24 protein-coding genes are annotated in these 21,996 nt (G+C 55.6%); 7 read left to right on the plus strand and 17 right to left on the minus strand.

From position 1 onward, the window contains the following. The first annotated feature begins 6 nt into the window (after positions 1-6). On the plus strand, positions 7-1,425 hold the full coding sequence (locus tag V1566_RS00435) for a glutamate synthase small subunit (RefSeq protein ID WP_395304790.1): 1,419 nt from the start codon (positions 7-9) through the stop codon (positions 1,423-1,425). Positions 1,426-1,459: 34 nt separating this feature from the next. Here V1566_RS00435 and nanQ read toward each other — a convergent pair whose 3' ends face one another. The 11 genes from nanQ to zapE form a co-directional block, all read right to left on the minus strand. Next, positions 1,460-1,927, minus strand: coding sequence for an N-acetylneuraminate anomerase (nanQ, locus tag V1566_RS00440; RefSeq protein WP_119936798.1), 468 nt, complete (start codon positions 1,925-1,927; stop codon positions 1,460-1,462). Further along, the gene (locus V1566_RS00445) at positions 1,924-2,784 is read right to left on the minus strand and encodes an N-acetylmannosamine kinase (protein ID WP_395304791.1); all 861 of its coding nucleotides are present in this window, start codon (positions 2,782-2,784) and stop codon (positions 1,924-1,926) included. The genes nanQ and V1566_RS00445 overlap by 4 nt, the downstream gene beginning before the upstream one ends. Further along, the gene (locus V1566_RS00450) at positions 2,765-3,469 is read right to left on the minus strand and encodes an N-acetylmannosamine-6-phosphate 2-epimerase (RefSeq protein ID WP_395304792.1); all 705 of its coding nucleotides are present in this window, start codon (positions 3,467-3,469) and stop codon (positions 2,765-2,767) included. The genes V1566_RS00445 and V1566_RS00450 overlap by 20 nt, the downstream gene beginning before the upstream one ends. Positions 3,470-3,473: 4 nt before the next feature. Beyond that, positions 3,474-4,964, minus strand: a complete 1,491-nt coding sequence (locus tag V1566_RS00455; protein WP_395304793.1) for an MFS transporter — start codon at positions 4,962-4,964, stop codon at positions 3,474-3,476. Positions 4,965-5,075: 111 nt separating this feature from the next. Continuing rightward, positions 5,076-5,969, minus strand: coding sequence for an N-acetylneuraminate lyase (gene nanA, locus V1566_RS00460; RefSeq protein WP_395304794.1), 894 nt, complete (start codon positions 5,967-5,969; stop codon positions 5,076-5,078). 125 nt (positions 5,970-6,094) lie between these two features. Continuing rightward, on the minus strand, positions 6,095-6,877 hold the full coding sequence (gene nanR, locus V1566_RS00465) for a transcriptional regulator NanR (protein WP_395304795.1): 783 nt from the start codon (positions 6,875-6,877) through the stop codon (positions 6,095-6,097). Between the two features lie 92 nt (positions 6,878-6,969). Further along, positions 6,970-7,467, minus strand: coding sequence for a ClpXP protease specificity-enhancing factor (sspB, locus tag V1566_RS00470; RefSeq protein WP_024906337.1), 498 nt, complete (start codon positions 7,465-7,467; stop codon positions 6,970-6,972). 5 nt (positions 7,468-7,472) lie between these two features. Then, complete coding sequence (gene sspA / locus V1566_RS00475) at positions 7,473-8,111, minus strand: stringent starvation protein SspA (RefSeq protein WP_023333624.1); 639 nt, start codon at positions 8,109-8,111, stop codon at positions 7,473-7,475. 308 nt (positions 8,112-8,419) lie between these two features. Next, entirely contained in the window at positions 8,420-8,812 is a 393-nt protein-coding gene (gene rpsI / locus V1566_RS00480; protein ID WP_003860436.1) for a 30S ribosomal protein S9, read from the minus strand. A 15-nt stretch (positions 8,813-8,827) separates the two neighbouring features. After that, complete coding sequence (gene rplM, locus V1566_RS00485) at positions 8,828-9,256, minus strand: 50S ribosomal protein L13 (protein ID WP_006178824.1); 429 nt, start codon at positions 9,254-9,256, stop codon at positions 8,828-8,830. Between the two features lie 300 nt (positions 9,257-9,556). After that, a complete protein-coding gene (zapE, locus tag V1566_RS00490) occupies positions 9,557-10,681 on the minus strand; it encodes a cell division protein ZapE (RefSeq protein WP_259386963.1) in 1,125 nt (374 codons plus the stop codon). Between the two features lie 189 nt (positions 10,682-10,870). Between zapE and zapG the strand changes: the two genes are divergently transcribed. The 3 genes from zapG (at position 10,871) to degS (ending at position 13,967) form a co-directional block, all read left to right on the plus strand. Beyond that, the gene (zapG, locus tag V1566_RS00495) at positions 10,871-11,269 is read left to right on the plus strand and encodes a Z-ring associated protein ZapG (protein WP_008502832.1); all 399 of its coding nucleotides are present in this window, start codon (positions 10,871-10,873) and stop codon (positions 11,267-11,269) included. Positions 11,270-11,440: 171 nt separating this feature from the next. Next, a complete protein-coding gene (gene degQ, locus V1566_RS00500; protein ID WP_063442140.1) occupies positions 11,441-12,808 on the plus strand; it encodes a serine endoprotease DegQ in 1,368 nt (455 codons plus the stop codon). 91 nt (positions 12,809-12,899) lie between these two features. Then, the gene (degS, locus tag V1566_RS00505; protein ID WP_395304796.1) at positions 12,900-13,967 is read left to right on the plus strand and encodes an outer membrane-stress sensor serine endopeptidase DegS; all 1,068 of its coding nucleotides are present in this window, start codon (positions 12,900-12,902) and stop codon (positions 13,965-13,967) included. Between the two features lie 56 nt (positions 13,968-14,023). On the opposite strand, the gene mdh is transcribed toward degS, so the two are convergent. Next, a complete protein-coding gene (mdh, locus tag V1566_RS00510) occupies positions 14,024-14,962 on the minus strand; it encodes a malate dehydrogenase (RefSeq protein WP_213328844.1) in 939 nt (312 codons plus the stop codon). Between the two features lie 397 nt (positions 14,963-15,359). Here mdh and argR point away from each other — a divergent pair, with 397 nt between their 5' ends. From argR to yhcN (V1566_RS00525), 3 genes are all read left to right on the plus strand, one after another. Further along, positions 15,360-15,830 (plus strand): transcriptional regulator ArgR, encoded by a 471-nt coding sequence (argR, locus tag V1566_RS00515; RefSeq protein WP_023309388.1) that lies wholly within the window; start codon positions 15,360-15,362, stop codon positions 15,828-15,830. 375 nt (positions 15,831-16,205) lie between these two features. Then, the gene (gene yhcN, locus V1566_RS00520; RefSeq protein ID WP_024906333.1) at positions 16,206-16,469 is read left to right on the plus strand and encodes a peroxide/acid stress response protein YhcN; all 264 of its coding nucleotides are present in this window, start codon (positions 16,206-16,208) and stop codon (positions 16,467-16,469) included. A gap of 111 nt (positions 16,470-16,580) precedes the next feature. Next, the gene (yhcN, locus tag V1566_RS00525; RefSeq protein WP_023333630.1) at positions 16,581-16,847 is read left to right on the plus strand and encodes a peroxide/acid stress response protein YhcN; all 267 of its coding nucleotides are present in this window, start codon (positions 16,581-16,583) and stop codon (positions 16,845-16,847) included. 62 nt (positions 16,848-16,909) lie between these two features. On the opposite strand, the gene V1566_RS00530 is transcribed toward yhcN (V1566_RS00525), so the two are convergent. The 5 genes from V1566_RS00530 to aaeX form a co-directional block, all read right to left on the minus strand. Next, entirely contained in the window at positions 16,910-17,182 is a 273-nt protein-coding gene (locus V1566_RS00530; protein ID WP_063143598.1) for a barstar family protein, read from the minus strand. A gap of 45 nt (positions 17,183-17,227) precedes the next feature. Continuing rightward, complete coding sequence (locus V1566_RS00535) at positions 17,228-18,682, minus strand: NAD-dependent succinate-semialdehyde dehydrogenase (protein WP_023309392.1); 1,455 nt, start codon at positions 18,680-18,682, stop codon at positions 17,228-17,230. Positions 18,683-18,772: 90 nt separating this feature from the next. Beyond that, positions 18,773-20,740, minus strand: coding sequence for a p-hydroxybenzoic acid efflux pump subunit AaeB (aaeB, locus tag V1566_RS00540; RefSeq protein ID WP_395304797.1), 1,968 nt, complete (start codon positions 20,738-20,740; stop codon positions 18,773-18,775). 5 nt (positions 20,741-20,745) lie between these two features. Next, on the minus strand, positions 20,746-21,678 hold the full coding sequence (gene aaeA, locus V1566_RS00545; protein WP_032659667.1) for a p-hydroxybenzoic acid efflux pump subunit AaeA: 933 nt from the start codon (positions 21,676-21,678) through the stop codon (positions 20,746-20,748). 7 nt (positions 21,679-21,685) lie between these two features. Further along, positions 21,686-21,889 carry a p-hydroxybenzoic acid efflux pump operon protein AaeX gene (gene aaeX / locus V1566_RS00550; RefSeq protein ID WP_003860416.1) on the minus strand — a complete coding sequence of 68 codons (204 nt, stop codon included), beginning with the start codon at positions 21,887-21,889 and terminating at the stop codon, positions 21,686-21,688. Between the last annotated feature and the right edge of the window lie 107 nt (positions 21,890-21,996).

The raw sequence follows: 21,996 nt of genomic DNA on the forward strand, positions 1-21,996 counted from the left end.
ATTCAGATGAGCCAGAACGTATACCAGTTTATCGACCTGCAGCGTGTTGATCCGCCAAAGAAACCGCTGAAGATCCGTAAAATTGAATTTGTTGAAATCTACGAGCCGTTTTCAGAAGGCCAGGCCAAAGCGCAGGCAGACCGCTGCCTGTCCTGCGGTAACCCTTACTGCGAATGGAAATGTCCGGTACACAACTACATCCCGAACTGGCTGAAGCTGGCCAACGAAGGGCGTATTTTTGAAGCCGCCGAGCTGTCTCACCAGACCAACACCCTGCCGGAAGTGTGCGGCCGCGTGTGTCCTCAGGACCGTCTGTGCGAAGGCTCCTGTACGCTGAACGACGAGTTCGGTGCGGTAACTATCGGCAACATCGAGCGCTATATCAACGATAAAGCGTTCGAGATGGGCTGGCGTCCGGATATGACCGGCGTGCGTCAAACCGACAAGCGCGTGGCCATCATCGGCGCGGGCCCGGCGGGCCTGGCCTGTGCTGACGTGCTGACCCGCAACGGCGTGAAGGCGGTAGTCTTTGACCGTCATCCGGAAATCGGTGGTCTGCTGACCTTCGGTATACCGGCCTTCAAGCTGGAAAAAGAGGTCATGACCCGTCGCCGTGAAATCTTCACCGGCATGGGCATTGAGTTCAAACTGAACATGGAAGTGGGCCGCGACGTGCAGCTCGACGATCTGCTGAAGGATTACGACGCCGTGTTCCTCGGCGTGGGCACCTATCAGTCCATGCGCGGCGGTCTGGAGAACGAAGATGCGCCGGGCGTGTTTGACGCCCTGCCGTTCCTGATTGCCAACACCAAGCAGATCATGGGCTACGGTGAAACCGCCGATGAGCCGTTCGTCAGCATGGAAGGCAAACGCGTGGTGGTGCTGGGCGGCGGTGATACCGCGATGGACTGCGTGCGTACCTCTATTCGTCAGAATGCGGCACACGTGATCTGCGCCTACCGTCGTGACGAAGAGAACATGCCGGGCTCTAAACGCGAAGTGAAAAACGCGCGTGAAGAGGGCGTGGAGTTCCAGTTCAACATCCAGCCTCTGGGTATTGAAGTGAATGCCAACGGCAAAGTGAGCGGCGTGAAAATGGCGCGCACGGAGATGGGTGCGCCGGATGCGAAAGGCCGCCGTCGTGCGGAAATCGTGGCAGGCTCTGAACATGTGATCCCGGCCGATGCCGTGGTGATGGCGTTCGGTTTCCGTCCTCACAGCATGGAGTGGCTGGCGAAGCACAGCGTTGAGCTGGATTCGCAGGGCCGCGTGATTGCGCCGGAAGGTAGCGATAATGCGTTCCAGACCAGCAACCCGAAAATCTTCGCCGGCGGCGATATCGTTCGCGGTTCTGACCTGGTGGTGACGGCGATTGCCGAAGGCCGTAAAGCGGCTGACGGCATTCTGAACTACCTGGAAGTCTAAGCAATAAGCCGGATGGATACCCATCCGGCTTTTTTTATGCGCTTATCAGACTGGCGCGCACTTTCACGACGGCCTTTTTAATCTCTCCCTCGATTCCCACAGCACACCCCGGTTTGTGCGGTTCTCCGGGCATAAACACCACGAACATCCCCGGTTTCAGCACTACCGACTGTTGCCCTTCGATGCGGCTGCAAAGCTGGTAATCCTCAGCGCTGTGCATCTCCCCGCACTCACGCGCGGAACCCGCAACGCCAAAGAGAATGCGCTCCTCCCCGGCTAACAGCAACTGGATATCAATATACTGCGCGTGCAGTTCAGCCTTCTTTTGCTCCGGTCCTTGCGTGGCAAACTGCATGACGTTCATAAAGACATCATCACCCTGCAGTTCATAATGGCCTGGCGCTTTGTCCTGCGGCCGGGCGGCAACGGCCAGCGTGAGGGCATTCACCAGTACGGCGGGCAGGCCCGACGACGCCAGCGACCGCAGCTCTCCCATCATCATAGTGCGTCTCCTTGTGCTAACAGCGCCGCACCCAACAGCCCGGCATCGTGGCGGTAGTGTGCCGCCCTAAGTGAGACCTGATACACATCGGGCTCCTGTGAAAGATACTCTGCCACCAGCGGCAAATACCCTTGAGCCAGCCCCACGCTGCCGCCGACTACGACAACCTGACAGTCGGTGATGGCTTTAGCGTCAGCGATGAGTCGCGCCAGCGTTTGTGCCGAATTTGCCACCAGCTTGCGGGCCTGCGCGGTGTCCCGGCTAAAGATCGTTTTCGCATCAAGCCCTGCCAGCTCATCCTGCGCCTGAGCGGCAATACCTCGCCCTGAAGCAATGGCTTCAACGCAGCCTCTTCGCCCACAGCCACACAGGGGGCCTTTTGGGTCCGCCAACGTGTGGCCCAGATGCCCGGCCAGCCCGCCGCTGCCCCTCTGGAGCTTTCCATTAAGCACAACGCCACCGCCCACGCCGGTGGATACCGTCAGGAATACCATATCGTCCTCATCCGGCAGCGCGCAAAACTCGGCCCAGGCGGCGGCCTGGGCGTCGTTGATTGCCATCACAGGCAGGTCGGTTATTGTCGACAGAAACTCCACCAGTGGAAACTGGGCCAGTCCGCCCAGATTGGACGGGTTGATAGACGTCAGAATGCCGTTGTGGACGATCCCGGTCGATGCCACGGCGACCTGCTCAGCCTGCGCCACGAGGGGTGCGATCAGCGTACGTAGCGCCTCCTGCAGCGCCCGCGGCGTCTGGCTGGCAGGCGTCGGACACTCCCGACGTGCCGTAATGACCTGGCCGTCAACCCAGGCTGCTGCAAGCTTGGTCCCGCCGATATCAATAGCCAGGGTGGTCATTTCGCACCTCGCGCATCGCGTCACTGAACCACTGGCAGATGTGCTCAAGACGGGTAATGGCAGAGCCAACCGTCACGGCCCATGCCCCATGACGCATGGCCTGCGCCGCCCGTTCCGGCGAGTTATAGCGCCCCTCGGCAACCACGCGGCAGCCCGCCTCACTCAGCGCACGCACCAGTGCCAGATCGGGTTCTTTCGGCGTCTCAGCCGTCAGGTACCCGGAAAGCGTTGAGCCGATAAATTCGGCTTCAAGCCGCTGGCAGTAGAGGCCATCTTCCAGCGATGCGCAGTCGGCCATCGCCAGCCGCCCGTGATGGTGGATCCGTGCAACAATGGCATCACGTGCGGCGGGTCGGCGCCTGTCGGTGCCGTCAAAAGCAATAATGTCTGCCCCTGCCTGCGCCAGGGCATCAACATCGTCAATAAACGGCGTGATGCGCACCGGCGAATCGGCCAGGTCACGTTTGATAATGCCAATCACCGGGATCGTGAGCAGCGGACGCGCGGCCTGCAAATTTGCAATCCCTTCAATACGCACGGCCATGGCATTGGCCTGCTCAGCCGCCAGCGCCATCGCGGCTACAATCTCAGGCCTGTCCAGCGGGCTTCCCGGCACCGGCTGGCAGGAGACAATCAGCCCGCCGCTGATTGCGTGTTTCTGACGTAGCGTTTCAATTATGGACATCAGGTTATCCTTTGTGTTTGATCGGGCTACCTTTTCCCGCTCCTAAAGGGATGGCACCGCTCAGTGGCTTACCGTCGATGGCATCATGCGTTCGCAGCGCTTGCGGCCTGACCCAGCGCTGAACGCGCGTAGGCATATCAAGGCCGATGAGCAGGATCACAACGAACGTCAGGCCAAAGGAGAGCGATCCGAGCGCCGTGCCAAGCTCCATACTTTGCGCCAGCAGCGCGCCAATCACCGGGGCGATTGCCCCACCCAGCGCGCCGACGTTGTAAGTGAAGCCCAGCCCGGCAGCACGCTGGTCGGTATCGAAATAGCCGCCAATAAGCTTGGGTAAGATCCCGGAGATCCCCTGCCCCAGCATCTGCTGGAAAAAGAGTAGCAAGCCCAGCACCCAGATATTTGTGCCACCGATCGCAAACACAGGGACAATCAGCAGCTGTGAGGCCAGCAGGCTGCAGACATAAGCCTTGCGCGTCCCCAGCCAGTCTCCGAGGAAGCCGCCGACGCAGCAGCCCACCGCCGCGCCGAATCCGCTAAAGAACAGCACCGTAGCCACCGTCGAGGGATCGTACGCCAGCTCGGTTTTGAGATAGGTGGGAAGCAAGGCCTGAATCGGCCATGAGTAGAGGAAGGCAAACAGCACTACCACCATCAGGGTGACGCCCGTCGGCCAGCGTTTGCCGCTGCTTTGCACCATAAAGCTGATAAAGACGATGGCGCACAGCAGGCCAAGGATCACCACAAGCCCGGCGTTATTGAGTTCTCCCGCAAAGCAGAACCACAGCGCCGTACCGGCAAAGAGGGTCATCAGGATATTGATTACACGGAATTTTCCGCGATAAAGAATATCGACCATTGTGCGCACCGGGGCTTTGCCTTCGTGCTTCGCTTTCCAGTCCTCTGCTTCAGGAATATTTTTGCGCAGCCACAGGGCAAATACGATGGGGAAAATGCCGATAAAGAACAGCGCGCGCCAGCCCCAGACGGGGACCACGAGGCTATAGACCTGAGCGGCGATCACTGCGCCGACGGAGAAACCGGAAATCAGGAAACCGCTCGCCTTATTGCGCAGATGCTTTGGCCAGCTTTCGATGACGTAGGTCGCGCTGGAGCCGTATTCGCCCGCCATCCCCATACCAATCACCATTCTGGCGATAAACAGGGTGACGTAGCCCGGCGCAAAACCGCAGGCCAGCGTGCCGAAAGAGAAGAGGACAATACTGGCGATCATCGCCAGTTTGCGGCCGTAGCGATCGCCCATGGCGCCCAGCAGCAGGCCGCCGAACCAACGTGAAATAAAGGCGGCGGAAATCAGGCTCGCGGCTTCTACCGTCGTCAGGCCAAACTCACTTTTGACTTCCGTCAGAACTAAGGCAATCAGGACAAAATCAAAGCCATCGAGCAGATATCCCAGCCAGGCGGCTGAGAACGCGCGCCACTGCGGGCGACTAAGATGGCGGTACCACGGGATGCTTTGGGTAGACATACTCATTTTACTCTCCCGACGATTTCTTTGTCGTTTGCCGGATGGTGACTGCACCAAATCCGGCCTACGTTTCGCGTTTCTGTAGGCCGGATACGCAATGCGCCAACCGGCAATGCGTTAGCGTTTTTCCGCCATTAACTGCTCTGCCAGGGCTTTCAGTTCCGGCACGAATTTCTTGTCTACAGGAGCAAACGGCTTGCGGCACAGCGGCACGGAAACTACGTCCATGTAGTGCAGTACCGTTTTCAGCCCGCGGAAGACGCCCACTTTGATCAGCAGGTCGATAACCTTGTTGCACTCGCTTTGCAGGCGCTGCGCGGTGGCGTTATCCCCTTCCCGAACTGCCTTCGCAATCGCCTGGTAGCGCCAGCCCATAATGTTGTAGGTGCTGCCGATCCCACCGTCAGCCCCTGCCAGCAGGCCGGAAGCGAAGATTTCGTCATAGCCGTTGTAGAGCACCAGATCCGGGTGCGCGCGGCGGATCTGCTCCATCTGGAAGAGATCGCCAGACGTTTGCTTCAGCGCGCCGACGCCCGGCAGCGTCACCAGGGTGTTGATCTGATCCAACGTTAACTTGACGCCGCTCAGCGCCGGGATGTTGTAAACCACCATCGGTAAACCATCAGCGGAGTCAATAATTGCACGGTAGTGGTCACAATGTTCTTCAAAGCTGAACGGATAGTAAAACGGTGTGACGGCGGACACGGCGTCAAAGCCGGCGCGGGCGGCGGCCGATGCCAGATGCTGGCTTTCCGCCGTACTGACGCAGCCAACATGGGCGATGAGCGTAATTTTCCCCTTCGCCTCTTCCGCTACGATCTCCATAACCTGCTCCCGTTCCGAAAGGCTTTGTACAAAAGCCTCGCCCGTTGAACCGCCGACATACAGCCCGTCGATACCCTGTTCAATATTGAACTGCACCAGACGGCGCAGGCTTTCTTTATCCAGCATCTGCTCAGAGTTAAACGGGGTCAGGAGTGCGGCCATTACGCCGCGTAATTGCGTTGCCATAGTTACCTCAATCGATCGTGTGTTTGTTATAACGACATACCTTTATACCTGTTATACCAGATCAATTAAGCAGCAGTGGAATACAGAACGCTTATATTGCGATCTGCTTCACTAAAAGCGGATCATTATTTTTTGGGTTGGGCGTGCTGCCCGAAGGCGTGCCAGGTGGCAGAAACGCTGTTGAGGTGGGTTTGCAACGCGCGATCGGCCTCATCCGGATCCCGGCGGCGGATCGCATCAACGATCGCGATATGCTGGCGATAGCTGACTTCGTTATGCCGGTAAAGCTCTGAATCCGGTACCGTTGGGCGTGCGGCAATCAGCCAGTCGAGAAGCGCAACGTGGATCGCATTAAAGATCGGATTGCCGGGGATCTCCGCCAGCACGCGGTGGAAATCAACGTCGGATCGGATAAACAGCGCATTATCATCAAGCGACTGGCTGTTAATCTCCAGCGCCTTTGTCAGCAGATCGATTTGATCATCGGTAGCAAATTCAGCGGCAAAACGAACGAGGCTGGATTCAAAAAACAGGCGCAGCTGTTCAAAATGGGCGATACCGCCGGGCTGGGCGAGGAAATCTTTCGCCATGCCGGAAAGTTCGCTGATGATGGTATCGGCAGAGGGCATGGTGACGCGAGCGCGTTCACCGTTGTTGATCTGCACCAGTCCTTTACGCTTTAACGCCGCCAGCGCTTCCCGCACGGAGGGGCGACCGACGTTGAAAAATTCCATCAGCTCGCGTTCGGAGGGCAGCTGTTCTCCCTGAGCAAATTCCTTCCTGCGGATCATCTGCTCCAGCTCTTCTTCCACCATATCAGACAGCTTTTTGCGCGCCAGCGGACGACGTCGCAGGCTGCGGCCAATGGTTTCATCAGAGTTTTCAGCTTTAAGATCAGTCGGTTTCATTGCAGTCCGGTGCCGTAGAAGGAAAACAATTCATCATAACACAGGAAATCAGAGGGGGCGGAAAGCAAAACAGGCCCAATGGGCCTGTTTGATTATTTCACAACGCGCAGCGCCGGACGACCACCGCGCGGAGGCGGATCGTCATCAGGGTCATTGTCGTCGTGATGATCGGGTTTATCGCCATCAATAAGTGACATCACCGTGTCGCTTTCGCGCTCATCGGATGCGTTGTCATCATTCAGGCTGGCAACATCTTCATCATACGCCGCTTCCGGCTCGAACATGGTACCCGCACCGTTTTCACGCGCGTAGATAGCCAGCACAGCTGCCAGAGGTACGGAAACCTGACGCGGCACGCCGCCGAAACGCGCGTTGAAGCGCACTTCATCGTTTGCCAGCTCCAGGTTACCCACCGCACGCGGCGCAATGTTCAGTACGATCTGTCCGTCACGCGCGTATTCCATAGGAACCAGCACGCCCGGCAACGTCACATCCACAACCAGGTGCGGCGTGAGCTGGTTATCCAGCAGCCATTCATAGAAGGCGCGCAGCAGATACGGACGGCGTGGGGTAAGTTGTGACATTTCCACAGTCATTAGCCTCGGCCGAGACGCATTTCACGTTCCGGTTCAGTTAAAGATGCCAGGAAAGAGTCGCGTTCAAATACGCGAGTCATATAGCCCTTCAGCTCTTTCGCGCCAGGACCGCTAAACTCTACGCCCAGGGTTGGCAGACGCCACAGCAGCGGTGCCAGGTAGCAATCCACCAGGCTGAACTCATCGCTCAGGAAGAACGGTTTCTGACCAAACACAGGCGCGATTGCCAGCAGCTCTTCACGCAGCTGCTTACGCGCAGCGTCGGCTTCAGAAGCGGAACCGCTGACGATAACGTTCATCAGCGAGTACCAGTCTTTTTCGATACGCTGCATGTACAGGCGGCTTTCACCACGCGCGACAGGGTAAACAGGCATCAGTGGCGGATGCGGGAAACGCTCATCCAGATATTCCATAATGATACGGGATTCCCACAGGGTCAGCTCGCGATCCACCAGCGTCGGTACGCTTTGGCTCGGGTTGAGATCGATCAGATCCTGAGGCGGGTTATCCTTTTCCACATGCTCGATCTCAAAACTGACACCCTTCTCGGCCAGCACGATACGAACCTGATGGCTATAAATGTCAGTAGGACCAGAAAACAGCGTCATTACCGAACGTTTGTTGGCAGCGACAGCCATGAAAACCTCCAGGTATATTCAGAATTTTTACTGCTACCAGCCCAACAGGGGCCAGCCAGATGTTGTATCGCCCATCCCAGAGAAAACACATTGTTCAAGAAACGAACAAAAATCGAGTATTCACCGATATTTGGGCAGAAAATTGGATGATAGTTTACCAGATTTTGATGGCTTTGTGGTGAGGGGATTCTGGAAATGTGGAAAAAGAGAAGATATATGCATGGAGATTGTGGATAACCTGCGCATTATCCATAAAAAAACCCGCCGAAGCGGGTTTTTCGCCAATCGTTCTGCGTAAGCAGAATGGATTAACGTTTGGAGAACTGTGGACGACGACGTGCTTTACGCAGACCCACTTTCTTACGTTCAACCTGACGCGCGTCACGAGTAACGAAGCCAGCTTTACGCAGTTCAGAACGCAGGGATTCGTCGTACTCCATCAGAGCGCGGGTGATACCGTGACGGATCGCACCTGCCTGACCGGAGATACCACCACCTTTAACGGTGATGTACAGATCCAGTTTTTCTACCATATCAACCAGTTCCAGCGGCTGGCGAACTACCATGCGGGCAGTTTCGCGACCGAAGTATTGTTCCAGAGAACGCTGGTTGATTACGATTTTACCACTGCCCGGTTTGATGAAAACGCGAGCTGCGGAACTTTTGCGGCGACCAGTGCCGTAGTATTGATTTTCAGCCATTGCCTATAATCCCGATTAGATGTCAAGAACTTGCGGTTGCTGTGCCGCGTGGTTGTGCTCGTTACCTGCGTAAACTTTCAGTTTACGGAACATAGCACGACCCAGCGGGCCTTTTGGCAGCATGCCTTTAACCGCGATTTCAATCACACGCTCAGGACGGCGGGCAATCATCTCTTCAAAGGTCGCTTCTTTGATACCACCGATGTGGCCGGTGTGGTGATAGTACACTTTGTCAGTACGCTTGTTGCCGGTTACAGCAACTTTATCAGCGTTCAGAACGATGATGTAATCACCGGTATCAACGTGCGGAGTGTATTCCGCTTTATGCTTACCGCGCAGGCGACGAGCCAGTTCAGTAGCCAGACGGCCCAGAGTTTTACCGGTCGCGTCAACAACATACCAGTCGCGCTGTACGGTTTCTGGTTTAGCTGTAAAAGTTTTCATTAAAAGCTTACCCAAATAAATAAGTTACACGTTGGTGAACACCCAAACGTTTAGTCAGTTGAGGCTCACACGACAAAGTCCGGCAAACCTACCCCTTCGAATAGCACATGCCGACACATAGAAAGTTTTGGGAAAAAAACCTTCTCGTAACGTGGGGTCGCAAGATTATAGAGAAGTTGAGGTCAAAGATCGACCCTTAAATGCGATTGAAATTGGGTTTTTCGAGGGCGTGGAAAATGCCGGGTGGTGGCTGCGCCTTACCCGGCCTACAAGGTTCCCTTCTCAGGGAGAGGGTGGCATTTATGGCATATGTTCCAGCTTCAGGTATTCCTCACTCTGCATCTCCTGCAGGCGCGACAGGCAGCGCTGGAACTCAAACTTCAGCCGCTCGCCCTGATAAATCTCATATAAAGGTACCTCGGCGCTGACCACCAGCTTGACGTGGCGCTCATAAAACTCGTCCACCAGCGCAATGAAGCGCCGTGCTTCGCTCTCCATCAGCCGCGTCATCACCGGTACATCCAGCACCATCACGGTGTGGAACAGACGCGAAAGCGCAATGTAGTCGTGCTGGCTACGGGCATCCACGCAGAGCGTCGTAAAGGAGACCGCCAGCGTTTGGTTTTCGACGCCAAGGGTGGGCAGCGGGCGATGGTTAATCTCGAGTTCCGGGGCGTGTTCACGTTTTGCTCCCGCCAGCGCCAGCCAGAGTGTATCCATCTCGCGGGTGGTCTCTGCATTTAACGGCGAAAGCCACAGGTGCGCCTGGGTCAGCGTGCGCAGACGATAGTCAACACCGGCATCGACGTTCATGATGTCGCAGTGCTGCTTGAGGGCATCGATGGCGGGCAGGAAGCGTGCGCGCTGCAGGCCGTTACGATAGAGCTCATCCGGCGGGATATTCGACGTGGCCACCAGCGTGATCCCGCGGGCAAATAGCGCTTTCATCAGGCCGCCTAACAGCATGGCATCGGTGATGTCGGACACAAAAAACTCGTCGAAGCAGAGCACGTCGGTTTCCGCCTTGAACCTGTCGGCCACAATCTCCAACGGATCGCTCTTGCCCTGCAGTGCGGTCAGCTCTTCATGCACCCGCAGCATAAAACGATGGAAGTGCAGACGCTGTTTACGTGCGCCAGGCAGGCTCAGATAGAACAGGTCCATCAGCCAGGTTTTTCCGCGACCGACCCCGCCCCACATATATAAACCGCGCACCGGCGCGTGAGCCTGTGGCGCTTTTTTACCGAGCAACCGCCCAAACGCCGCCTTTAACCCACCGTTCTGTTCGACTTCAGCGGGTTTTGCCGTGAGCTCCTGGTAAATCATCTCCAGACGGTTTACCGCCTCACGTTGAACGTCATCAGGCTGATGAGTGCCCTCGTTTAGGGCCAGTTGATATCGCGATGCAGGGGACAGGTTTTGCATAATCTTATTGTTATTCCTTCAATTAACGCTCACCAGCAGACGTGACTGATGAAAAAAAGGCCGTTCTACACTACGCGATGATACGTCAGGATTCCACTTCTGCAGAAATAGCGGTTATAGTGGCATTATCAGGCACAGGCAGGAGCCGAGCCAACACCCTACGGAACAACAAGACAACGGGAGAAGTTCATGACCTGGGAATATGCGCTAATCGGTTTAGTCGTCGGCATCGTCATCGGTGCTGTGGCCATGCGTTTCGGTAATCGCAAATTGCGTCAGCAGCAGTCACTTCAGTACGAACTGGAAAAGAACAAAGCCGAGCTGGAAGAGTATCGTGAAGAGCTGGTCAGCCATTTTGCCCGTAGCGCCGAGCTGCTGGACAACATGGCAACCGACTATCGTCAGTTGTATCAACATATGGCAAAAAGCTCCAGCAGCCTGCTGCCGGAAATGACCGCGGAAACCAACCCATTCCGCAACCGTCTGGCTGACTCAGAAGCCGGTAACGATCAGGCGCCCGTTCAGATGCCTCGCGACTATTCCGATGGCGCGTCCGGCCTGCTGCGCGGCGGTGTAAAACGCGATTAATCGCACAACCTGAATTTATTTTACGGGCGCAGCGATTGCGCCCGTCCTTTCTTGATGACCCCAGCTATCATTTAGTTAAACACCTCATTGTTCAGCGGTTTAAAATTCAATAACATCAACGTGTTTTTAGGGCCGTTTTTCCTTTATTCCAGGTTACGAGAGTCAACATCGATGAAGAAAAAAAACCAGCTGTTGAGCGCTATCGCGTTAAGTGTCGGGTTATCTCTCTCGGCGTCCGTCCCTGTATTCGCCGCCATTCCCTCCCAGGTGCCTGGCCAGGCGGCCATTCCAAGCCTCGCGCCAATGCTGGAAAAAGTGTTGCCTGCGGTCGTCAGCGTTCAGGTTGAGGGTACCGCAGTACAAAGCCAACGCGTCCCTGAAGAACTGAAAAAATATTTTGGCGATGAGTCTCCGGACCAGCAGGCGCAGCCTTTTGAAGGCCTTGGCTCTGGCGTCATTATTGATGCGGCAAAAGGCTATATTCTGACCAACAATCACGTCATCAGCCAGGCCGATAAAATCAGCGTCCAGCTGAACGATGGCCGTGAATTTGATGCCAAGCTGATCGGCGGCGATGACCAGAGCGACATCGCGCTGCTGCAGGTGCAAAACCCCAGCAACCTGACCCAGATTGCCATCGCGGACTCCGACAAACTGCGCGTCGGCGATTTTGCCGTCGCCGTGGGCAACCCCTTTGGTTTAGGGCAGACCGCGACTTCCGGGATCGTCTCGGCGCTCGGGCGCAGCGGCCTCAATCTGGAAGGGCTGGAAAACTTTATCCAGACCGATGCCTCAATCAACCGTGGTAACTCCGGCGGGGCATTGCTCAACCTTAACGGCGAGCTGATTGGGATTAACACGGCGATTCTGGCCCCTGGCGGCGGCAGCATTGGGATCGGTTTTGCTATCCCCAGTAATATGGCCAAAACGCTGGCGCAGCAGCTCATTCAATTTGGTGAAATCAAACGCGGGCTGCTGGGTATCAAAGGTATGGAGATGAGCGCAGATATCGCAAAAGCGTTCAACATCAACGTACAGCGCGGGGCGTTTGTCAGTGAAGTGCTGCCAAACTCCGGCTCGGCAAAAGCGGGCGTGAAGTCAGGTGATGTGATCGTCAGCCTGAACGACAAACCGCTGAGCAGCTTTGCAGAACTGCGTTCGCGGATTGCCACAACGGAACCTGGCGCCAAAGTGAAGCTGGGCCTGATACGTGACGGTAAGCCGCTAGACGTTGAAGTGACGCTGGATAAGAGCACCTCTTCCTCGGCCAGTGCGGAGCTTATCGCCCCGGCGCTACAAGGGGCTACGTTGAGCGATGGGCAATTGAAGGACGGTACGAAAGGCATTAGCATCGACACCGTCGAGAAGAGCAGCCCTGCGGCACAGGCTGGATTGCATCAGGATGACGTGATCATCGGTGTCAACCGCAATCGCGTGCAGTCCATTGCCGAACTGCGCAAAGTGCTGGAAAGTAAACCGGCTGTTATTGCCCTGCAGGTCATGCGTGGCAATGAGTCCATCTATATTCTGTTGCGCTAAGCATTTGCGACCCGGACATCACCGCTGCGTGTGATGTCCGGATAACTCATGTTATGCTGCAAATCGTTCCTATTTTAACGACACGCGCATCATGCTTTTAAAGCTCTTACGTTCTATTGTCATCGGTTTGATTGTCGCTGGCCTGCTGCTGCTGGCGCTGCCGTCTTTACGTCAGTTCAATAAACTGTCGGCTCCCCAGTTCGATAGCACGGATGAAACGCCGGCCACCTATAACCAGGGCGTCCGCCGTGCCGCACCTGCCGTGGTTAACGTCTATAACCGTGGCCTGAATGCTTCAGCCCATAACCAACTGGAGATCCGCACCCTCGGCTCCGGCGTGATTATGGACGAGCGCGGCTACATTATTACCAATAAGCACGTGATTAACGATGCCGACCAGATCATCGTCGCTCTGCAGGATGGCCGCGTATTTGAGGCGTTACTCGTTGGGTCTGACAGCCTGACTGACCTGGCCGTTCTGAAAATTAACGCCACGGGAGGTTTGCCGGTCATCCCAATCAACCGTAAACGTACCCCGCATATTGGTGACGTCGTACTGGCTATCGGTAACCCTTACAACCTGGGTCAGACCATCACCCAGGGGATTATCAGCGCGACCGGCCGTATCGGTTTGAACCCCTCCGGGCGGCAGAACTTCCTGCAAACCGATGCCTCAATTAACCACGGTAATTCCGGCGGGGCGCTGGTCAACTCGCTGGGCGAGCTGGTGGGCATCAATACCCTCTCGTTCGATAAGAGTAACGACGGAGAGACGCCGGAAGGGATTGGCTTTGCCATTCCGTTCCAGCTGGCGACCAAAATTATGGATAAACTGATCCGCGACGGACGCGTGATCCGCGGCTATATCGGTATCGGCGGGCGCGAAATTGCGCCGATGCATACCCAGGGCGGCGGTATCGATCAGATTCAGGGGATTGTGGTGAATGAAGTGTCTCCTGGTGGCCCAGCCGCGAATGCGGGTATTCAGGTTAATGATGTCATTGTGTCGGTCAACGGCACGCCAGCGGTCTCCGCGCTGGAGACGATGGATCAGGTGGCAGAAATTCGCCCGGGTTCTATTATCCCTGTTGAGGTCATGCGCAACGATAAGAAACTGACGCTGCACGTGACGATTCAGGAATATCCGGCCACTAACTGACAGGCATAAAAAAACGGAGCGATAAGCTCCGTTTTTTTACCAGGGGACTGTTCGTTTTACTTGTTAACGAACTCTTCGCCCAGGGTGATATCTTTCTTCAGTGTATCCAGCATGCCTTCCATCGCGTGTTTTTCAAACGCGCTCAGCGTACCAATGGATTTATGCTCTTCGATACCGTTTTTACCCAGCAGCAGCGGCTGAGAGAAGAAGCGAGCATGTTCGCCATCGCCTTCAACGTAAGCGCATTCAACAACGCCTTTCTCGCCCTGCAGAGCGCGAACCAGTGACAGACCAAAACGTGCAGCCGCCTGGCCCATAGACAGGGTTGCAGAACCGCCACCCGCCTTCGCTTCCACCACTTCGGTGCCCGCGTTCTGGATGCGTTTAGTCAGGTCAGCCACTTCCTGCTCGGTGAAGCTCACGCCTGGGATCTGCGACAGCAGAGGCAGGATGGTGACGCCAGAGTGACCGCCGATGACCGGAACTTCCACTTCTGTTGGCTGTTTGCCTTTCAGCTCAGCAACAAAGGTGTTTGAACGGATGATATCCAGCGTGGTCACGCCGAACAGTTTGTTTTTGTCGTAAACACCCGCTTTCTTCAGCACTTCTGCCGCGATAGCTACGGTGGTGTTCACCGGGTTAGTGATGATACCGATGCATGCTTTCGGGCAGATTTCTGCGATCTGCTGCACCAGGTTTTTCACGATGCCCGCGTTGACGTTGAACAGGTCTGAACGATCCATGCCTGGCTTACGCGCCACGCCTGCAGAAATCAGCACCACATCGGCACCCTGCAGTGCAGGACGTGCATCTTCACCGGAGAAGCCTTTGATTTTTACAGCGGTCGGGATGTGGCTCAGGTCAACCGCCACACCTGGGGTTACCGGGGCAATATCGTACAGGGAGAGTTCTGAGCCTGAAGGCAGTTGGGTTTTCAGTAGTAGGGCAAGCGCCTGGCCGATACCACCAGCAGCGCCGAGGACTGCGACTTTCATCCTAAACTCCTTATTATGGTTAACTTAAGTATCTGTAAATCCGTTGCGGCGACCATAATTCAGCAAGTAAATAATTACAATTTTCGTAGCTAAAGAATTTGAGGTCACGCGACTTTATCTCTCATCAGAAGGCTATCTGACGACAGAGGGCAACGCTTTAAGAGGTGGTTACAATACACCCTGCCCCGCCACCAAAACAACATCATTTTGATAACATTTAATTTACTTTTAAGCTTATTTGCGCGGCGTGACCCAGGCATGTTTTCTGATAACGAAATCTGATAAAATCACTCCCTTTCATAACATTATTTCAGCCTACCGCTGGGTAGATAATTTGCATAAAAATTCATCCACATGCATAATAATGTTGTTTCTATCGTCATATTCCGGGTGACTTATGCGAAGCTCGTCTAAGCAAGAAGAATTAGTAAAGGCGTTTAAGGCGCTACTCAAAGAAGAGAAATTCAGTTCTCAGGGAGAAATTGTTCAGGCGCTGCAGGAACAAGGCTTCGATAACATCAACCAGTCGAAAGTCTCCCGCATGTTAACGAAATTTGGCGCGGTGCGTACCCGTAACGCCAAGATGGAGATGGTCTATTGCCTGCCGGCAGAACTTGGCGTGCCGACCACCTCCAGCCCGCTCAAGAATCTGGTTCTGGATATCGATCATAACGACGCCGTAGTGGTGATCCACACAAGCCCGGGTGCCGCACAGCTGATTGCCCGCATGCTGGACTCGCTGGGTAAAACGGAGGGTATCCTCGGGACTATCGCCGGCGATGACACCATCTTTACCACACCGGCTAGCGGTTTCTCCGTGAAAGATCTCCACGAAGCGATTCTGGTTCTGTTCGAACAGGAACTCTAATCCCCTCTCCCCGTAGCGCCGCTGCGGGGATCGTTCTGCTTCCGCTGCGTTTCCCCCGCTTTTCCACTGCCCTTCACTTTGACAAATAGTGCTTTTTACCACCCATTAACATTCATCTGGTGAATGCTAAACCAAAAAATCGCACAAAAAATCAAAATCAGATATCCATATGATTTAATTAGATATACCCGCCAAAAGTGGACAAAAAATGCCCAATATTATGCAATTTGGTTATAAAAAACAGACTGGTTAACACGTAATAACAAGGGAAACCATTAGTCTGGTATTAATTTTTACCGTTATTAGTGTATACTTGATTTTGTGATGAGGGTCACGAAACAAGACCCCACTAAAAAATTCGACGAGGTAAGAATCATGAAAATCAAATCAACTGTAGCGGCGCTGAGCGTCCTGTCTGTCCTGTCATTCGGTGCTTTCGCGGCCGACTCTATCAACGCTGACCAGGCGCAATCCCGCCAGGCCATCGGTACGGTTTCTGTCGGCGCGGTCGGCACATCGCCAATGGACATGCGTGAGATGCTGAACAAAAAAGCGGAAGAACAGGGTGCGTCATCCTATCGCATCATCGAAGCGCGTTCTGGTGACCACTGGCACGCCACCGCTGAGCTGTACAAATAAGTTTTAGTAATAGCTGAAAACGTAAATCTCCCCTCAACGGCACCAGGCATAAAAATAGCGGTTCAACCCTTCTCGCCGTTGAGTAAAAAACCCTATTCAGGAGTAAAGACTATGAAAACCAAATTGATCATCGCAACCCTCGGTCTGGCATCTGTTCTCTCTTTCGGCGCAAGCGCAGCCGTACAGCAGGTCAATGCCGACCAGGCACAAAATCTACAGCGTATGGGCAGCATCTCCGTAACGTCTGTCACCGGTTCACCGATGGATATTCGTCACGAACTTGCCGCCAAAGCTGAAAAAGCAGGTGCCAGCAGCTATCGCGTCACCGAACTGAATCAGGGTGACCACTGGCATGCAACGGCAGAGCTGTATAAATAAACCCTCGTCGTATCTCATCATACGACTTGCCCCTGGCCTCATGGTCAGGGGCTTTTTTTCATTCAATGCCGCGCGTTAAAGCGCAGCTGCCCTTCAAGCTCTTCTTCCGCTTCATCGAACAGTAATATCAGCGCGCCAAAACGTCTTCGAAGCTTATCGGGCAAATGGATGAACTCAATTTCCAGCGGTAGCGGCAACAGACTGCCGGTGACCACGTCCCACAGCGTATCCAGATTCGTCACGCTTTCCCGTTCAAGATCAAACGCCCGGATAAATTCACGGTAGAAGTCTTCCTGACTGTCGATCTCGTCAAAATCAAACGTATAGGTTTTCATTGCCAGCCACCCAGTCCAGGCGAGCGGCAGATGCCGCCCTGTCTATTATAATCCCCCAATATGCAGGGTTTTAACTTCCAGATACTCTTCCAGCCCCAGCACGGAGCCCTCTCGTCCAAGGCCTGACTCTTTTACGCCGCCAAAGGGGCCGAGCTCCGTGGAGACGGCGCACTCGTTAATACCGATCATCCCGCTCTCGATTGCCTGTGAAACGCGGAAGACCCGTGAGAGATTCTGGGTATAGAAGTAAGCCGCCAGCCCATACGGCGTGTTGTTGGCGCGCTGGATGACTTCATCTTCCGAGGTGAAACGGAAGCACGCCGCCACCGGGCCAAACGTCTCTTCTTCTGCCAGCTTCATGCCTTCATGGCAGTCGCCCAGTACGGTTGGCATCCAGAAATTCCCGCCAAGGGGATGGGGCTTACCCCCCGCCAGTACGGTTGCGCCCCTGGCAACGGCATCGTCGACGTGCTCACGCACCTTGTTGACCGCAGAAGGTTCAATCAGCGGCCCGACGACCACGCCCTCCTCAAGACCATTACCCACCTTCAGCGCATTCACCGCATCGGCAAGTTTATTCACAAATTTGTCGTAGACGGTTTCCTGAATATAAAAACGGTTCACGCTGACGCAGACCTGCCCGGCATTGCGGAACTTGTTGGCGATCGCCCCCTTTACCGCCGCGTCGATGTCCGCATCCTCAAAAACGATATACGGAGCATTCCCCCCCAGCTCCATCGAGACTTTCTTCATGGTTTCTGCGGCGTTACGCACCAGCGTTTTGCCAACGGAGGTTGAACCGGTGAAGGAGATTTTACGCACGTCGCGGCTTGCCATGATCGCATCGCTGATTTCATGCGTATTCCCGGCCACGGCGTTGAGAACGCCGTCGGGCACACCGGCCTGTTTCGCCAGCGTAAGCAGCGCAAAGGCGCTGAGCGGCGTGTTGTTGGCCGGTTTGATCACCCCGGTACATCCTGCTGCCAGCGCCGGGCCTAACTTGCGGGTGAGCATGGCCATCGGGAAGTTCCACGGCGTAATCGCCGCGACCACACCAATGGGTTCACGGGTCGCCAGAATGCGTGAGCCGGGTTTGATCGGCGGAATAATTTCACCGTTCGCGCGTTTGGCCTCTTCGGCAAACCACTGGATAAAGCTGGCGGCGTACTCGACTTCTCCCTCCGCCTCTTTCAGGGGTTTACCCTGTTCGGTGGTCATTAACCGCCCGAGCCAGCTTTTATTCTCAATAATCAATTCGTACCAGCGGTAGAGAATGGCCGAGCGTTCTTTCGCGGTTTTGGCACGCCATGCCGGGAAGGCCTGGGTAGCCGCTGCGATAGCGTCTTCGGTTTGTGCTTTACCCGCTTTTGCAACTTTAGCAATGACCTCACCGGTCGCGGGGTTCAGCACATCAAAGGTTGTATCCAGCGTTTTCCAGATTCCGTTGACCAGATAGCCGGTCTGAAAAAGGATGTGGTCCTGAAGCGCCTGCGTCGTCATGTGTTCTCCCTTTCTGAAATGTAAGAACGTGCTGGAATAAGTATAGCCACAAAAAAACCGACGCTTTTGGCGTCGGTTTTTTTACTTCTGTCAGTTATCCGTGAGGGCATTCTGGTAGCGATGCAGCATAAACACCAGCCGTCCTACCGGCTCGGTCACCTGAGGCGGAGCCTCCCAGTGCTTGAGCTTCTCCTGGTAGATATCGAGTTCTTCAAGCAGCTGCGTAAAGTAACGACGCCGTTTGTCATCGCTGCTGGCGGAAAGCACGTGATCGGCAGTACGACGCAGCTGGCGGTGCCAGGCCGACAGATCGTCGTTGATCGGCACGGGCGCGTTACGCAGACGCTGGTGCGCAATGATCATGGTTAACGCCAGGCGGAACTTCGCGATATCGCCCGGGAACTTGTTCAGCAGTAAAAACAGCTGCTGGTAGAGCGCGGGCAGGTGGTTCTCTTTACGGCGCGCGGTATTGGTTGTCATCGACGACACGGCAGCCGACACGAACTGGTTCAGCAGCACGCGGCCCGTTCTTGCCTGCGAGTTATCCCGTACCAGCAGAATCACCATCATGGCCAGGAAACAGCCCACCAGCTGACCTAACGCGCTGTCGAGGAACTGGCTAAAGTGGAAGGTCATCGGGTTATCGAGCACGATGATGTTAATCGTACTCGCCAGCGCCCCCAGCGATCCCAGACGCCGCTTTTGTACTTCAATGCCGATAAAGAACGCCATTACCGCCAGGCTAATACAGAGCAGCAGCATGCTCTGTTGCGTCGACGGGATGATGACCAGGAAATAGAGCGCGCCTATCGGCAGGGCGGCAATGGTGCCGTAGAGGAAATCAATGGCGACCATACGCGGGTTAGGCAGACGCATCGCCAGTGCGGTCACGACGGCAATCATCACCATCGCGCCGCTGCCGGACGTCCAGCCCGTCCACAGCCAGAACAGCGTGCCGAGCATGCAGGCAAGCGTCGTACGCCAGAAGTTGACCATGGCGTGATGGCGCTCGGCGGATTCCGCTTTGATCACCACTTCCCCCTGCAGCACCTCTTCTTCCGCCGCGCTGATTTTGGTGTTACTGATCACACCACGTTTCAGCAGCAGGTAGCGCGTCGCGGCACCGACCCAGGTATAGATAGTCACCGGCGTGTCGCGCTCCCCGGTCCAGGCAATGACCCGGCGCATGCGCTTAAGCTGCTTATGCACGTCCTGCACGGTTTCCACCGGCTCGGCAAACAGTTTGCGGAACGTATCGGTGACCACTTCCGGGCGGGTGTTCTGAATCAGATAGGTTTCACATGCCTGGGTAATCAGCGTCAGAGAGACGGTGTTGAGGGCTTTCAGGCGCCGATTCGCGCGAGCCCAGCGCGATGACTCCATATTAAGGTTGCTGCGCATTCCTTCCAGCGCCTGCGTACGACGAACCAGGCCGCTCCAGGCTTTATCCACCTCTTCGCTGTCGCCGTGCTTAATGCAGAGCTGCATCAGCTGGTACTGGGCAACAATCAGCGCGTCAAGCTCAAGATCGACTTCCTGCTTGATGGAGCGCGGGGAGAAAAGCAGGTCAGCGACGATCGCACTGACAATACCAATCACAATTTCGCTGCAGCGCTCAACCGCAAACTGCGGAGCGAGCAGCGGTTCAGACTGAATGGTGATGACAATAATCAGCGCGGTATAGCCCGCCAGACCCCACGCATAGGAGTTCTCCACTTTCACCAGAGACGAGATCCAGGTGCAGAAACCCGCCCAGACACAGCAGACCATCAGCATCAGCAGCGGGGTGCGGATCATCAAAATAATAATGGTCAGCGCCGCGAAACAGCCGATAAACGTCCCGATGATACGCAGCATACCGCGATAGCGGATCGCGCCAGAATAAGGCTCCCCGCCCGCGGCGAAGGCAGGACCCGCCGCGACAATGGCGGCCGTCAACACCGCCCAGCGAGGGGTTTCAAGCTGGAAGTGGAAGCCGACAAACAGCGCCAGCACGATGGCGCACGCCAGCTTCACGGCGAAGCGAATGTGCTGGCTGGCGATGGAAAAGATACCCATGGCGATTAACCAAACTCGCGCAGGCGGTGGGCAATTTTACGGAAGAACGAGTCCTGGCTGGCATCCCGGTCCTTTTCACCGGTAATCACCACCGTCGCCGTGGTACCCGCAGGCCACAGATTACCCTGCTGTTCATCCAGGTGGATGCGCACCGGCACGCGCTGGGCCAAACGAACCCACTCCAGGTTGGAATCTACCGTCGCCATCCCTTTGGCATCGTTAGAGCTGCTGGAATTAGTCACCCCTGCGGCAACGCTGTCGACGGTGCCTTTAAAGACGCGATTGCTGCCCAGCGGCGTGATTTCCGCCCGGAACCCCGGACGCACGCCTTCCAGCTTGGTCTCTTCCATATAGGCGAGCACGTAGAAGGAGTTCTGTTTAACCAGCGCCACGGCGGTTGAGCCACGGGTAATGAATTCCCCGGCATAGACGTTCAGGTTGGTCACCCAGCCATCGGACGGCGCGCGGATCACGGTGCGTTCCAGATCGAGCTTCGCCAGATCGCGCGTTGCTTGCGCTTTCGCCAGCTGGTGCAGCACGGTTTGCAGCACGTTGTTGGACTGGTCAATCTCTTCGCGGGACATTGCCTGAACGCCCAGCTGATTACGGCGGCCTGCCTCTCGGCGTTTCTCCGCAGCCAGCGCCTGGTAATAGGCCACGTCCGCCTCCGCCTCTTCCAGCGCTTTCTGGTAACGAGGCTGGTCGATGGTGAACAGAACCTGATCTTTCTTCACCAGTTGGTTGTCGTGGACGTTGACCGCCGTGATAAGACCGGCCACGTCAGGGGCTATTGCCACCACATCGGCGCTGAAGCGTGCATCACGCGTCCACGGTGATTCGGTGTAATAAACCCAGGCGCGGAAAATAGCGATGAAGGCGAGGATAACCAGCGCCATCGTAATGGCAGTGCGGGAGATTTTTCTTGTTAGCGTTTTCACATCAACCTCAGACAAACATGCGCGATATCAGGTAAAACAGGCAGCAATACAGCGCGGTATTGAACAATGCAGGGTGCCAGACGAAATCGTAGATCCCGGTAGGGACCAGCACCTTGCGCACCAGCCAGAAGATCGCCAGTGATAAAAGAAGCTCGAAAAATATCGGTGGGAACGACAGACCGAACACCACGATAACGGGAAACAGACTCATGTTGACCTTGATAAGAGAGAGTGCAGGCTTCAGAATTTTTAAGCGCACGCCACCGCGGGAGAGCAAGAAACGCCGGGCGAGAATGGCGCAGCCGTTATGTAATTAAT

The sequence above is a fragment of the Enterobacter sp. ECC-019 genome (genome assembly GCF_043974075.1).
Lineage (GTDB): Bacteria > Pseudomonadota > Gammaproteobacteria > Enterobacterales > Enterobacteriaceae > Enterobacter > Enterobacter asburiae_D.